The organism is Streptomyces marokkonensis (assembly GCF_008312835.1).
In the GTDB taxonomy this organism is placed as follows: Bacteria; Actinomycetota; Actinomycetes; order Streptomycetales; family Streptomycetaceae; genus Streptomyces; species Streptomyces marokkonensis_A.
Genome location: NZ_VSKS01000001.1, coordinates 619,055 through 632,634, shown reverse-complemented (window position 1 = coordinate 632,634; position 13,580 = coordinate 619,055). Strand labels below are relative to the sequence as shown.

The 13,580-nt window shown below is 71.0% G+C and carries 9 protein-coding genes and 1 pseudogene; 5 read left to right on the top strand and 5 right to left on the bottom strand.

Features of this window, described 5'->3' with window-relative positions; genetic code table 11:
• The 3 genes and pseudogenes from F1615_RS02765 to F1615_RS02760 form a co-directional block, all read right to left on the bottom strand.
• Window positions 1-683, bottom strand: a 683-nt coding sequence (locus F1615_RS02765; RefSeq protein ID WP_149547204.1) for an acyltransferase domain-containing protein, incomplete at its 3' end; no start/stop codon positions are given.
• 105 nt (window positions 684-788) lie between these two features.
• Window positions 789-965: pseudogene (locus tag F1615_RS37050) on the bottom strand (hypothetical protein); the annotation flags it as partial.
• 46 nt (window positions 966-1,011) lie between these two features.
• Window positions 1,012-2,688 carry a type I polyketide synthase gene (locus F1615_RS02760; RefSeq protein WP_149547203.1) on the bottom strand — a complete coding sequence of 559 codons (1,677 nt, stop codon included), beginning with the start codon at window positions 2,686-2,688 and terminating at the stop codon, window positions 1,012-1,014.
• Between the two features lie 280 nt (window positions 2,689-2,968).
• On the opposite strand from F1615_RS02760, the gene F1615_RS02755 reads away from it, so the two are divergent.
• The 5 genes from F1615_RS02755 to F1615_RS02735 all read left to right on the top strand — a co-directional run bounded on the left by F1615_RS02755 (window position 2,969) and on the right by F1615_RS02735 (window position 11,114).
• Entirely contained in the window at window positions 2,969-3,355 is a 387-nt protein-coding gene (locus F1615_RS02755; protein WP_149547202.1) for a nuclear transport factor 2 family protein, read from the top strand.
• Between the two features lie 172 nt (window positions 3,356-3,527).
• Entirely contained in the window at window positions 3,528-4,253 is a 726-nt protein-coding gene (locus tag F1615_RS02750) for a YcnI family protein (protein ID WP_149547201.1), read from the top strand.
• A 108-nt stretch (window positions 4,254-4,361) separates the two neighbouring features.
• On the top strand, window positions 4,362-5,900 hold the full coding sequence (locus F1615_RS02745; protein WP_149547200.1) for a GMC family oxidoreductase: 1,539 nt from the start codon (window positions 4,362-4,364) through the stop codon (window positions 5,898-5,900).
• Between the two features lie 50 nt (window positions 5,901-5,950).
• Window positions 5,951-9,946 (top strand): non-ribosomal peptide synthetase, encoded by a 3,996-nt coding sequence (locus tag F1615_RS02740; RefSeq protein WP_167533636.1) that lies wholly within the window; start codon window positions 5,951-5,953, stop codon window positions 9,944-9,946.
• Window positions 9,947-10,064: 118 nt separating this feature from the next.
• Window positions 10,065-11,114 (top strand): NAD(P)-dependent alcohol dehydrogenase, encoded by a 1,050-nt coding sequence (locus F1615_RS02735; protein ID WP_149547251.1) that lies wholly within the window; start codon window positions 10,065-10,067, stop codon window positions 11,112-11,114.
• Window positions 11,115-11,196: 82 nt separating this feature from the next.
• Here F1615_RS02735 and mpaD read toward each other — a convergent pair whose 3' ends face one another.
• Both mpaD and F1615_RS02725 read right to left on the bottom strand, forming a co-directional pair.
• Window positions 11,197-12,504, bottom strand: coding sequence for a daptide-type RiPP biosynthesis aminotransferase (gene mpaD / locus F1615_RS02730; protein ID WP_149547198.1), 1,308 nt, complete (start codon window positions 12,502-12,504; stop codon window positions 11,197-11,199).
• Window positions 12,505-12,520: 16 nt separating this feature from the next.
• Window positions 12,521-13,504, bottom strand: coding sequence for a ketoacyl-ACP synthase III family protein (locus F1615_RS02725; RefSeq protein ID WP_244328617.1), 984 nt, complete (start codon window positions 13,502-13,504; stop codon window positions 12,521-12,523).
• Window positions 13,505-13,580: the final 76 nt, after the last annotated feature.

Here is a 13,580-nt window from a genome sequence, read left to right as displayed (position 1 = left end):
GGGTTGGTGAGTTCGGTGGTGGTGGGTTGGCCGGTGAGGGTGGAGATGATGGGGATGGTGGGTGGGTGGTAGGTGAGTTGTTGTGCGGTGTGGTGGAAGGTTTCGAGGGTGGGGTCCATGTGGGGGGAGTGGAAGGCGTGGCTGGTGTGGAGGGGGGTGGTTTTGATGCCGTGGGTGGTGAGGTCGTGTTGGAGGGCGGTGAGGTTGGTGAGGGTGTCGGCGAGGATGTGGTTGGTGGGGCTGTTGTAGGCGGCGATGGTGGTGGTGGGGTGGTTGGTGAGGTGGGGGGTGAGGTTGGTGAGTGTGGTGTGGGCGGCGAGCATGCCGGTGGTGTGGGTGGGGAGTTGGTGCATGAGGCGGGCGCGGGTGGTGATGAGGGTGGCGGCGTCGGTGAGGGTGAGGATGCCGGCGGCGTGGGCGGCGGTGATTTCGCCGATGGAGTGTCCGATGAGGTAGTCGGGGGTGAGGCCGAGGTCGCGGAGTTGGTGGTAGAGGGCGGTGGTGAGGGCGAAGAGGGCGGGTTGGGTGTAGTCGGTGCGGGTGAGGAGTTCGGCTTGGGGGGAGTGGGGCTGGGCGAGGATGATGTCGCGCAGGGGGTGTTGGAGGTGTTCGTCGAGGGCGTGGCAGGCGTCGTCGAGGGCGTCGGTGAAGACGGGTAGGCGGCCGTAGAGGCCGCGTCCCATGCCGGGGTATTGGCATCCCTGGCCGGGGAAGAGGAAGGCGAGTTTCCCTGGCGGGGTGGCGGCCGTGCCGGTGGTGAGTGCGGTGTGGGGAGAGCCCTCGGCGAGGGCGTGCAGGGCGTCCAGTGCCTGGGCCGGGTCGTGGGTGGTGATGACGGCGCGGTGTTCGAAGACGGAGCGTGTGGCCAGGGCGCGGGCGGTGGGCGCCAGTTCCGTTTCGGGGTGTTCCGTCAGGTGGGTGAGCAGTTGCCGGGCCTGGGCTGTGAGGGCGGCCGGGGTCTTTGCGGAGAGGGGGAGGGCGACGGGGGTGTCGTCGGTGTCGCTGGTGTCGTCAGTGTGTGTGTCTGGGTCTGTGGCCGGGGAAGAGGAAGGCGAGTTTCCCTGGCGGGGTGGCGGCCGTGCCGGTGGTGAGTGCGGTGTGGGGAGAGCCCTCGGCGAGGGCGTGCAGGGCGTCCAGTGCCTGGGCCGGGTCGTGTGCCGCCACGACCGCCCAGTGTTCGAAGGCGGTACGCCGCGTCACCAGTGTCCGTGCCACCTCTCCCACAGCGGCGTCCGGCCACCGCTCCAGATACTCCCGCAACCGGCCGGCCTGCGCCCGCAGGGCCCTGACCGACTTCGCCGTGAACGGCAACACCACGGACCCGTCCTCCGGTTGATCACCGACCAGCCGCGCCGCCTGGACGGGCGGTGCCTCCGCGACCACGACGTGGCAGTTGGTGCCCCCCATGCCGAAGGAGCTGATGCCCGCCACGCGTCGCCCCTTTCCGGGCCACGGCTCCACCTCGCGCTGTACGCGAAGGCCCCATGTGTCGAACGCGATGGCCGGGTTCGGGTGCTCGAAGTGGAGACTCGGCGGCAGCTCCGCCCGGCTGACGCAGAGGGCCGCCTTGATGAATCCCACGATGCCCGCGGCGCCCTCCAGGTGCCCCACGTTCGTCTTGGCGGAACCGATCCGCAGGGGTTCTCCGGGCCTGCGGGTGGCGGCGAAGACGGCACCCAGCGCCTCCGCCTCGACCGGGTCTCCCAACCGGGTTCCCGTCCCGTGCAGTTCGACGTATCCGACGTCGGCCGGACGCACTCCGCCGGCGCGCTGGGCCGCGCTCACGACCTCCGCCTGCAGGGCGGCACTCGGCCGCGTCAGGGCGTCCGTCGCACCGTCGTTGTTCACGTCACCGCCCAGGACGACGCAGTACACGACGTCACCGTCGGCGAGGGCCCGGTCGAGTGGCTTCAGAACGACGACGCCGGCTCCTTCACCGCGGACGTAGCCATTGGCCCGGGCGTCGAAGGTGAAGCACCGGCCGTCGGGGGAGAGCGCGCCGAATCTGGAGGTGGCCACGGCGCTCTCCGCCGCGAGGTTAAGGTTCACTCCGCCCGCGAGCGCCAGCGTGGAGGTACCGGCCCGCAGTGACTCGCAAGCCGTGTGGACGGCCACGAGCGAGGAGGACTGGCCGGTGTCGAGCACCATGCTGGGCCCGCTCAGACCGAACGCGAAGGAGACCCTGTTCGCGATCAGGCCGCGGTGCAGGCCGGTCACGGAGTGCCGGGTCACCGCCTCGGGACCCAGCCGGCGCGCGAGCGTCGCGTAGTCGTCGGCCATCACCCCCGTGAAGACGCCCGTCCTGCTGCCGCGCAGTTTCCCGGGCAGGACGCCGGCGTCCTCCAGCGCTTCCCAGCTCAGCTCCAGCATGAGCCGCTGCTGCGGGTCCATCGCGGCTGCCTCCCTCGGCGAAATACCGAAGAAGTCGGCGTCGAAGCCGTCGACGTCGTCGAGGAAGCCACCGCGCCGGGTTCCCGGGTCTGCCACGGGCGCGCCGTCTCCCCCTGCCGGGTGTGGCAGGGTCCACCGCCCCTCAGGAACGTCCGTGACGGCGTCGCGTCCTTCCCGCAGGAGTTCCCAGAAGGCCTCGAGGTCGGGCGCCCCGGGCAGCCGGCACGCCATCCCGACGACCGCGACGGCCCGGCCCCCGGAAGGCTCACGGCCAGAAGCGTCCCCGTATCCACCCATCGCACCCACGTCCCCTCAACGGCCCGTATGCAACCCGCTTCAACAGCGGGGCCGTTCGGTGTCCCGGACGTCATCGGCCCCAGCCGCGCCCCGGGACCCGGACGGCACCGGCAAGGCATCCTCGCCGTCCGACCCGCCTCGCGGCATCTCCCACGTTGCCGGAGGCCCGGCCGGGGACGGCGCCGACACCGCGCGGAGCGGTTGCGGGGCCTCCGCGTCCCTGATTTACTGACCGAACCGCATATACCCCCCCGGAGTACCTGAGAGCTCAAGGAGCGTCATGAAGAAAACCATCACGGACGACCCCCGGAACTTTCTCGAGAAGCTCTACAACAATTTCCAGGACGAGATTTTCAGCGAAGAGGACTCGGGTGCGGTCATCGACCGCTACTATGCGCCGGACTTCACTCTGGTGAGTGACGGTATCTCGATCGACCGGGAGCGCCTGATCAAGCACATCCGCCCTGTGAAGAAGAGTGTCCTGAGCGGCACCTACGAGGTGCTCGAAGCGGTCACTCAGGGAAATCGTCTCGCGGCCCGTCTCGTGATTCGTGCCGTCATGAAGCAGGGCACGGAGACCGAGAACGAGGTCCACATGTTCTGCGAGATGACCGATGACGGCCGGTTCGCGAACATCAACCAGATCACCCGCAGCATCAAGGGGTGAGGCAGGCGCCGCGGTGGGGTGGCACCACCGCGGCCGCCGCCGCCCCCCTCTGCGCGCTCGTCATCTGCCCCCGTTACCAAGCAACTTGGGAGATGCCTCCCCGTGCGGCCGCGGCGGAGAATGCCTGTGCCCGGGCAAGTGGGCCCTGGCTGGAATTCCGTGAGAGGCACAGATGTCCCGTACTCCGACCAGAATCGCCGCCGCTTCGGCGGGCGCCCTTGCCATGCTGTTCGCCGCGGCACTTCCCGCTTCGGCCCATGTCACCATCAAGGACCCCGTCCAGGCCACCGTCGGCTCCTACCCCACCCTCACATTCGTGGTGCCGAACGAGCGTGAAGCGGCCAGCACCCAGAAGCTGCAGATCATTCTTCCCTCCGATGCGGCGTCCAAGCTGCCGAACGTGCTGGCGAAGCGTGTTCCGGGCTGGAAGCACACGATCAAAAAGGAGGGCGGTGGCGGCATCGGCGAGGGAGTGGTCTCCGTGACCTGGGTCGCCCGCACCTCCGCCACGTCCATCCATGCCGGCGAGTTCGAGGAATTCAAACTGACGGTGGGACGAATTCCCGACACCGAGAAGATCTACTTCGACGCCGTGCAGACGTACAGCAACGGTGAGGTCGTCCGCTGGGACCAGCGTCCCACTGCCGAGGACCCCCACCCGGCACACCCCGCGCCCGCGCTGAAGGTCGTGCCGGCCGCCGATGCGTCCACGTCGGCCACGCAGACCATGGCCCTCGCGGGTTCCACCACGCCGGGCAACGAATCCGGCAATTCCTTCGCCGGAACGCCCGCCCTGGCCTCCGCCTCCGCCGCGGCGTTCCTCGCCGGCGCCGGCGCACTGATGTGGAAGCGCCGCCGCTCGCAGCGCGACGACGTGGTCACGAGCCTGAACAGCTGAGAGCCCGTCAGCCGCCCGCCCGCTCGAAGGCAGGACGCGCCATCCGCGTCGGCTGGAGCGGGCGGCCGCTCGACTGCCCCGCGCGGAAGCCGACCCGAAGAGGCACACATGCCCGAAGACCCATGGCTCCAGCACTGGGACGACGTGATCGTGGGGGGTGGCTCCGCCGGCGCCACGCTGGCCGCCCGGCTGTCCCAGGATCCTGAGCGTTCCGTGCTCCTCCTGGAGGCCGGCGTCGACCGCCTCGGCGAACCGCAGGACTCCTATCCACTGGGCATGTCCGTACTGTCGGGCTACAACTGGGACTACACCGCGTACATGGGCACCGAACCCAGGGGACGGCACGGCCCCTACGGTGTGGGGAAGCTGCTCGGCGGCTCCTCGGCGGTCAACGGCGCGATCGCGCTGCGCGGCCTGGCCGCCGACTTCGACTCATGGGCCGCTGGGGGCAGTCCGGAGTGGACCTGGGACGCGGTTCTGCCGTTCTTCCGGGCCCTGGAAACGGACGCCGACTTCACCGACGCGACACACGGTTCCGAGGGACCGGTTCCCGTGCGCCGGCCGGCCGTCGACGAGTTCGACCCGGTGGCACTCGCCTTCCTGCATGCCTGCAAGGAGCTGGGGATACCGCAGACCGCCGACATGAACACCGGCGCCGTCGGAGCGGGCCCCCTGCCCAGCAACGCACGTGACGGTCGCCGGATCTCCACGGCGGACGCCTACCTGGAGCCCGCGCGCCACCGGCACAACCTGAGTGTGTGGACCCGGACCGAGGTGTCCCGGGTGCTGTTCGACGGCAACCGGGCCGTCGGGGTGCAGGCGCTGCGCGAGGGGCGTCCCGTGCAGGTCCGGGCCGACCGGGTGACCCTGTGCGCCGGAGGCATCAACACGCCGCTGATCCTGGAGCGTTCGGGCATCGGGGAGAACCGCCGCCTGGCATCGCTCGGCGTGCCGGTCGTGGCCGAACTGCCCGGCGTGGGGGAAGACCTGGCCGACCATGTGGCGACGGTGGTCTGGGCGGTGCCCCGGGCGGGTGTGTGCCGCAAGGGCGTTCCCTGGCACCAGGTCATGGCGCGCGTGGCGCATGACGGGGGTGCGCCGGGCCTGGGCGTGTTCCTGGCGAGCAACGTCACCGAGGAGACCATCCCGGAGATCGGGAAGGTCACCGAGGACCGCATCGCCATCGTGCTGTCCGCCATGCTCCTGGATCCGGACTCCCGCGGCGCCGTGCACGCCACTGGCCCCGACCCCGCCCACGCGCCCGTGATCACTCTGGGGCTGCTGTCGGAGCAGTCCGACGTGGAGCGCCTCATGGAAGGCACCCGGCTGCTCTGGTCGCTGATGAACGCCTCGGCCATGACGCGGACCCTGGAGCACGTCCTGCTGTGGACCGAGCGGATGATCCAGGACGAGGACCGGCTGCGGAAGGCCGTCAGACGCTTCGCCACTCCGATGTGGCATCCCTCGGGCACGGCCCGGATGGGGCCGGAGCGTGATGCCTCCTCCGTGGTCGACCAGTACTTCAGGGTGCACCAGGTCGACGGTCTGCGGGTGGTGGACTCCTCGGTGATCCCCTCGCCCCTGCTGTCGCCCATGAACCTCAGCTGCATCATGCTCGCCGAACGTGCCGCCGCGTGGATGGCATGACGTCCCGCGCCGGGGAAGCCACAGGACACTCACAGAACGGGGTGCGCACCGTGAGGACAACAGACGAAGGACCCTCGGCCGCCGTCACGCCGTCCGGAGCCTCCCCCGGGTTCCCGCTGACGGACATCCAGTCCGCGTACATCGTGGGCAGGAGCCGTCTGCTGGAACTCGGCGGCCGCCAGCAGTACTACATCGAACTCGACGCGGTGGACCTCGACCCGGCCAGGGCGGAGACCGCCCTCGACGCGCTGGTGGACCGGCACGAGACGCTGCGCACGGTGTTCGGCAGCGACGGCTACGGACGCGTCATGGAGCCGGGCCGGCAGCCGAGGACACGGCTGGCGGTCGTGGACCTGACAGGCCGGAGCGAGGACGAGCAGGAGGCCGGCCTCGCACGGACCCGTGACCGCATGTGCACCCAGGGGCTCGACCCCACCGACTGGCCGCTGTTCGAAGTGGTCGTGAGCCGGCTCAGGCGGCATCGTTGCCGCGTCCACTTCCGGTACAGCCTGATTCTCGTCGACGCGCCGAGTCTGAACACGCTGGTCGACGAATGGCTGGAGCTCTACCACGCCCCGGACGGGCACCTCCCGCCCGTGGAGCGGACGTTCCGCGAGTGGCGCGGCGAACTCCTGGCGCACGAGCGGAGCGAGGACTTCCAGAAACAGTGGGCGTACTGGGAGAGCCGGCTCGACACACTGCCCCAGGCGCCCGGACTGCCCCTGGTCCGCGAGCCCAACACCATCGAGTCGGTGCAGTTCACCGCTCGCACCGCCTACCTCTCCCGGGAGCAATGGGACACCTTCTGCCGCAACTTCCGCGCACACAAGGTGCTCCCCGCCACCGCCCTGATGCACGTGCTCTCCGAGGCGCTCGCCTCCTGGGCCGGGACACCGCACTTCTGTCTGAACGTCGTCCACCTCAACCTGGTGGCGCGGCACCCGGGCCCGCCGGTGGTGGGCCAGCGCACCGCGACCCTTCCGCTGGAGGTGGACCACCGCGGCGACGCCGGCTTCTGGCAGCGCGCCAAGCAGCTGCAGCGCCGGCTGTGGAAGGACATGGCCCACAGCGACGTCACCGGCGTACGGATCAGCCGCGAACTCGCCGCCCGCAGCGGCTGGACGCAACGAGCCGCCTTCCCCTATGTCTTCACCAGCAACCAGGGCCCCGGCTGGGACACTCCGCCGCCGCAGTCCCGGCCGGCCTTCCGGGCGGTGGAGCGCGTCCAGCACACACCACAGGTGCTCGTCGACAACCAGATACGCGACCTTCCGGACGGCGGTGTCGCCTCCAACATCGACTTCGTCGACGAGGCGTTCCCACCCGGCCTGCCCGAACGGGTCGTCGCCGCCTACCAGCACATGCTGGACGTACTGTCCCGTCCGGACGGAGCCGAGAGCGAACCCGACCCGGTGCCCGACGCACACCGTGAGCTCGTCGCGGCGGTCAACGACACGGCGAAGCCGCTGCCCGAGGGGCGCCTCGAGGACCGCTTCCTGCTACAGGCGGACGCCCACCCCGACCGACCCGCGCTGCTCACCGACGCCCGCACCGTCACCTACGGGGAACTGGAGGCCCTCTCCCGCGCGGTGGCGCACTGGCTGCTGGAGCGGGGGGTGCGGCGCGGTGACGTCGTCCCCGTCGTCATGGTGAAGGGATGGGAGCAGGTGGTCGCGGCGCTGGGTGCGCTGCGGGCCGGCGCCGCCTATCTGCCGATCGACGCACGCATGCCCCGAGGTCCACTGCGCGACCTGCTCACCGAGTGCTCGGCGTCGGTGGTGCTCGCACAGTCCCACGCCCTGCCGGAACTCGGCGCGTCTTCGACGCTGCCCGTCCTGGCCGTGGACGGGACGGACCCGGCTTCGCGCCCGCTGCCGCAGGTGGAGGCGGCACCCGACGACTTGGCGTATGTCATCTACACGTCGGGCTCCACCGGCCGGCCCAAGGGTGTGATGATCGAGCACCGTGCGGCCCTGAACACCGTCGTGGACATCAACGAGCGCCTGCGGCTCAGCCCCGACGACCGGGTGTTCGGCATCTCCTCGCTGGCGTTCGACCTGTCCGTGTGGGACGTGTTCGGGACGCTCGCCGCCGGCGCCGCGCTGGTCATCCCGGATCCCACGGACCTGCCCGATCCCATCGCCTGGTCGGCCACCGCACGCCGGCACGGCGTGACCGTGTGGAACTCGGTGCCCGCTCTCGCCGAGATGATCGTGGAAGTGGCGGAGGAGCGCCCGGAGCTCGGGCACGCACCGATACGCGCCTTCCTGCTCAGCGGTGACTGGGTACCGACCACGCTGCCGGACCGTATGCGGCGGCGCCGGAGTGACGTGCGTGTCATCGCGATGGGCGGCGCGACCGAGGCGTCGATCTGGTCGAACATCTACGAGGTCGGCGAGACCGACCCCGCATGGCGCTCCGTTCCGTACGGCAGGCCGCTGACCAACCAGACGATGACGGTGCTCGACCACCGCCTCGACATCCGTCAGCCCTGGGCGGTCGGTCACATCCACATCGGCGGTGCCGGGCTGGCCCGGGGCTACTGGCAGGACGAGGAGCGCACCGCCGAGCGGTTCATCACCCATCCGCGTACCGGGGAGCGTCTCTACCGGACCGGCGACCTGGGACGGTACTGGCCCGACGGCACCATCGAGTTCATGGGCCGCGAGGACCGCCAGGTCAAGATACTCGGCTACCGCGTGGAGCCCGGATCGGTGGAGGCAGCGCTGCGCTCGCACCCCGGGGTCCGCGAGTGCGTCGTGTGCGTGGACGACGCGCCCGGCGGACAGCGGCGCCTGGTCGCCCTGGCCGTGCCCGAACCGGATGTGACGCTCGACGGCGCGGCCGTCTCGGCCCACCTTCGCGCACACCTGCCGCACTACATGATCCCCGGGCACACCGTGATCGTGGACCACCTCCCGCTCACGGCGAACGGCAAAGTGGACCCGGTCCGCGCCCTGGAACTGGTCTCCGCTCCGGGCACGGGTCCCGACCGGCACGACGGCACCGGCGGAGTGCCGGACGACGACCCGCTGCTCGAACGGCTCACCGAGCTGTGGGGTGAGCTGCTGGAGTCACCGTCCGTCGGCCCGGACAGCAACTTCTTCGCCCTGGGCGGCAACTCGCTGCTCGCGCTGCGCATGGTCAACCGCGTGCACGCGGAGTTCGGCGCGGACCTGCCGCTGGGACGGGTCTTCGAGGCGCCCACCGTACGGGAGTTCGCCGCATCGCTCTCGCAGAGCACGCAGGACACGCAGCGCCCGACGTGCATGGTGCAGCTCTCGGACGGTGAGGGACCCGGACTCACCCTGTTCCACGTGATGGGCGGCTCGGTGGCGCCGTACGTACCGCTGGCGCAGAGCTGGCCGGGTCCGGTGCACGCCTTCCAGAGCCGGCCGCACGTCGACACGTCGGAGGAGGCCTTCGCGCCGGACCTGCGGTCCATGGCGGCCGGCTACCTCCAGGAGCTGCTGAGAGTCCGCCCCGAGGGGCCTTACATCCTGGGCGGCTGGTCCATGGGCGGCTTCCTCGCCTACGAAGTGGCATGCCAGCTCAGGGAGTCGGGGCGTACCAGCCATGTCTTCATGCTCGACAGCCGCATCACCGATCTGCGGGTGGCCGACACCGAGCCGGAACGGCATCTCGCCTTCATCGTCACGCTCAACCTGGGCCCCGCGCCCGAGGCCGTGGCGGCCTCGGTCCGCTCGGCGCGTCCCGAGGACCTCTCCCAGGTCGCCAGGGACACCTGCGTCGCCCACGGTCTGCTGCCCGCCGAGGTCGACGTAGCGGGATACGAGCGGCTCATGCGCATCCAGCAGCACGAGACGCGGCTGACCGCCGCCTGGCGTCCGGGGCCGCACGACCAGCCGACGCTGCTGTACGTCGCCGACAAGGAACCGCTCGCCGACCCGGTACCCGTGTGGCTCGAGGTGTGCCCCGGCATCGACATCGAGCGGATGGCGACCGACCACGCGGGTATAGGACACCCCGAGCGCCAGCAGGCCATCGCCGCCCACCTCACCACCTGGCTGGCGCGCACCCGGTGAGCCATCCGGGCCGGGCCCGGCGACCGGGCCCGCCCGGAAGCCGGAACGGAGCGCGCCCCCGAAGCCGCCGAGCCCGGGCTCGCCCCGGAGAAGGACACCCATGAGCTCTCTGTCCGCCATGAAGGCCGTCCAGCTCCGCACCCCCCGACGCACGCCCGAACTGGTCGAGCTGCCAGTGCCGCGGCCCGGGCCCGGGCAGGTGCTGCTGTCCGTCACCGGCGTCGGCCTGTGCCATTCCGACTTCCTGCTCCTCGACACCCCCGCCGGCATGCTGCGGCGCATGGGCGTGTCACTGCCGCTGACGCTGGGACACGAGGTGGTGGGCACGGTCGCGGCGCTCGGGGCCGGCACGAGCGGCGTGAGCGAGGGAGAGGCCGTCGCCCTGTACGGCCCGTGGGGATGCGGGCGGTGCAGACGATGCGCCGACGGTGCCGAGAACCTCTGTGTACGGCGTGAGGTGCTCGGCATCAGTCCGCCCGGGCTCGGCTCCCCCGGCGGCCTCGCGGAGTACATGCTGGTGGACTCGCCGCGCCACCTGGTTCCGCTCGGCGGGCTGGATCCGCTGCAGGCCGTTCCCCTGACCGATGCGGGGCTGAGCGCCTACCACGCCGTCAAGCGCTCTCTGCCCAAGCTCCGGCCGGGCGGCGCGGCCGTCGTCATCGGCGTCGGCGGCCTCGGGCATCTGGCCGTGCAGTTGCTGCGGGCACTGACCCCGGTGCAGGTGATCGCGGTCGATGTGTCCGAGGAGAAACTGACGCTGGCCTCCGGGCTCGGCGCCCACGCCACGCTCGTTTCGGACGACTCCACCGCCCAGCGGGTGCGCGAGCTGACCGACGCCACCGGCGCGGACGTGATCCTCGATTTCGTCGGCACCCAGTCCACGGTGGAGATGGCGGGCGGCTGCGTGGCTACGGGCGGCGACGTGACGGTGGCCGGCGTCGGCCGGGGCGCCCTGCCGGTCGGCTTCGACACCCCCGCGTACGGGGTCTCGGTCGCCGGCACGTACTGGGGTACGCGCACCGACTTCACCGAGGTCATCGAGCTGGCCCGAGCCGGCGTGCTCACCGCCCGCCTCGAGACCTATGCCCTCCAGGAGGTACCCAGGGCGTACGACAGGCTGCGTCAGGGCCGGATCAGCGGCCGCGCCGTGGTCCTGCCCGACAGGTGAGGGGGCGCCCCACACCGGGACCCGGCGCAGGGCTGCCCGCCGTCCACGGGCCCGCCCCGCGCCGCGTCCCGGTGCGCGCGGCTCAGGCAGTGCGGGTGGCTGCCCTGGCCGCGGCGCGCGCCTCGCGCGCGGCGGCGAAGTCGCCGAGACCGTCCTCCAACGCCCGCAGGCACGTTGCCACTTCCTCTTCCGACCAGGTCAGCGCGGGGAAGACCTGGAGCGAGCTGGGCCCGGGGTAGACCAGGACGCCGCGGGCGCGGACCGCGTCGATCATCTGCATGACGTGCGGCTGCCAGAACGGCGCCCCGGTGTGCGTGCGCAGGTGCAGGGCCTGGAAGCAGCCGGTGCCCGTCGCCTCCGCGGCCAGCTCGGAGCGCGCCACGATGCCCGCGAGGCCCTCCGCCATCAGCCGGCCGTTGCGCCGGGCGGTGTTCAGCGCGTCCAGTTCCTCGATCTGCTGGAGGGTCGCGAGGATCGCCGCGCAGCTGGCCGGCGTGCCCGCCTGGGTCTCGCCGTGGATGAGCGTCGCATCGTGCCGGGCGAACTCCTCCCAGACCCGGTGGGCGGCCAGGACGGCGGAGGCGGCGCACGTGCCGTTCGTCAGCCCCTTGGAGGTGAGCAGCAGGTCGGGGGACTCGGGCCACAGCTCGCTGGCGAACAGGGTCCCGGTACGGCCGAACCCCGCGGCGACCTCGTCGCAGACCAGCAGGAACCCGTACTCGTGGCGCAGGGTCACCAGGGCCTTGATCATGTCGGTACCGAGCGCGAGCGAGCCGCTGCCCAGGACGGGTTCGACGACGACGGCCGCGACCCGGGAGCCGCACGCGCGCATCAGCGCCGTCAGCTCCTGCGGGTCGTCGTGCCCGACGTGCCGGATCAGGCTGGTGTCCGCCCCGTACATGGGCTTCTGGAAGTCCTCGCCCGACAGCGCGAATCCGCCGTAGGTCTGACCGTGGTAGCTGCCGTGCAGACCGACCACGAGTTTGCGGTCGTCCTCGCCGCGCAGACTGGCGTACTGACGAGAGATCTTCATGGCGACGTCGTTGGCGGAGCTGCCCGACGTGGAGAAGAGCACACGGGCGTAGCGGTCCGCCCCCGCCGCCTCGATGAGCGCGCGTGCGGCGTCCCGGGCGTAGTCGTGGCTGCGCCGGAACGTGCCCATGTAGGACGCCTCGGCCGTGGCCTCCGCGACCGCCCGGGCGATGACCTCGTTGCCGTAGCCGAGGTTGGCGTTCCACAGGCCGCAGGTGGCGTCGAGGACGTCGGCACCGTCGGCGAAGGTGAGACGGTGCCCGTGGGCGCGGACCACGTGCCGCTCGGGGGTGCCGTGCTCGCTCGGCGGCAGGAGCAGGTCCCACACGGGGTGGTCCGCTGCGGACTGTTCGATCATGGAGTTCCCCTTCGGTTCAGTCGAGCCAGGGCGGGCGTTCGGCGATGCGTACGGCGAGGGTGGTTCCGGTCCAGCCGGGCGCGGCGGCGTGGAGGATGACGTGGTCACCGGGCCCCACCGCCCCGGAGGCGAGCATGCGGTCGAGCGAGATGAACTGATCGCATCCGCCCACGTGGCCCACGGCTCTGCCGATCTCCCAGCTGGTGCGCCCCGCCGGGATGCCCAGTGGCTCCAGGAACCACTGCTCGAGCGCACGGCCGTCGGCGTTGACGGATATCAGTGCGGCGACGTCCGATGCGTTGATGCCCGCGTCGACGATGGAACGCTGGACGAGGTCGAGGCTGAACTTGCTGATGAGTTCGATTGCTTCGGTCATCGCCATGGTGGTCTTGGTGAACTGTTCGACGGTCCTGCCGAGGCTGAGCGGTGTGAACGCGGCCTCCTGAGGCGGCAGCAGGTCGTCGTCGCCTCGGTGCCAGCCCTCCAGCGCGGGCAGCGTGCTGGAGTTGGCCGCCACGATCTCGGCGAAGCCGCCCTCGGAGCTGAGCGTCACGGCCGCCGCCCCGTCCCCCATGACGATGCCGGGCGCGGAGTCGCGCCAGCGGTCGACCAGCGGTGTCGAGTGGTTCTCCGCCGAGGTGATCAGGGCACTGCCGCAGCGCGCCACGCCGGTGAGCCGGCCGACCGCCACCTCGGCGCAGGCCAGCATGCCGTTGCAGCCCTGGCGCACGTCCAGGGACGGAATGCCGTCCAGGCCCAGTTCCCGCATGATGTAACCGGGCACGGAGATCTCGTCGGGGCCCTGGTAGAACGCACCCGAGTGCAGGAAGGACTCGACGGGTTCGCCCGTCCCGCCCCGGCGCCTGAGGGCTTCCCTCGCGGCGAGCACCGCCATGTCCGGGGCCGACTGCCGGCCGGCCACGTGAGTGCCGCGCCAGCCGACGGTGTCGTACAGCTCCTGGTCGTACAGGCCCTGTGCGAGCGCCTCTTCGGCGCTCATGGGCTGAGGCAGGTACGTTCCGATGGAACTGACGTACACGCCGTGCACTTTCATGGATGGCCTTCCTCGGGTGGAC

What these genes read in the sequence shown, in the direction of transcription:
- F1615_RS02760 (WP_149547203.1), bottom strand. Translation starts at nt 2,688, where the DNA reads ATGGGTGGATACGGGGACGCTTCTGGCCGTGAGCCTTCCGGGGGCCGG.
- F1615_RS02755 (WP_149547202.1), top strand. Translation starts at nt 2,969, where the DNA reads ATGAAGAAAACCATCACGGACGACCCCCGGAACTTTCTCGAGAAGCTC.
- F1615_RS02750 (WP_149547201.1), top strand. Translation starts at nt 3,528, where the DNA reads ATGTCCCGTACTCCGACCAGAATCGCCGCCGCTTCGGCGGGCGCCCTT.
- F1615_RS02745 (WP_149547200.1), top strand. Translation starts at nt 4,362, where the DNA reads ATGCCCGAAGACCCATGGCTCCAGCACTGGGACGACGTGATCGTGGGG.
- F1615_RS02735 (WP_149547251.1), top strand. Translation starts at nt 10,065, where the DNA reads ATGAAGGCCGTCCAGCTCCGCACCCCCCGACGCACGCCCGAACTGGTC.
- mpaD (WP_149547198.1), bottom strand. Translation starts at nt 12,504, where the DNA reads ATGATCGAACAGTCCGCAGCGGACCACCCCGTGTGGGACCTGCTCCTG.
- F1615_RS02725 (WP_244328617.1), bottom strand. Translation starts at nt 13,504, where the DNA reads ATGAGCGCCGAAGAGGCGCTCGCACAGGGCCTGTACGACCAGGAGCTG.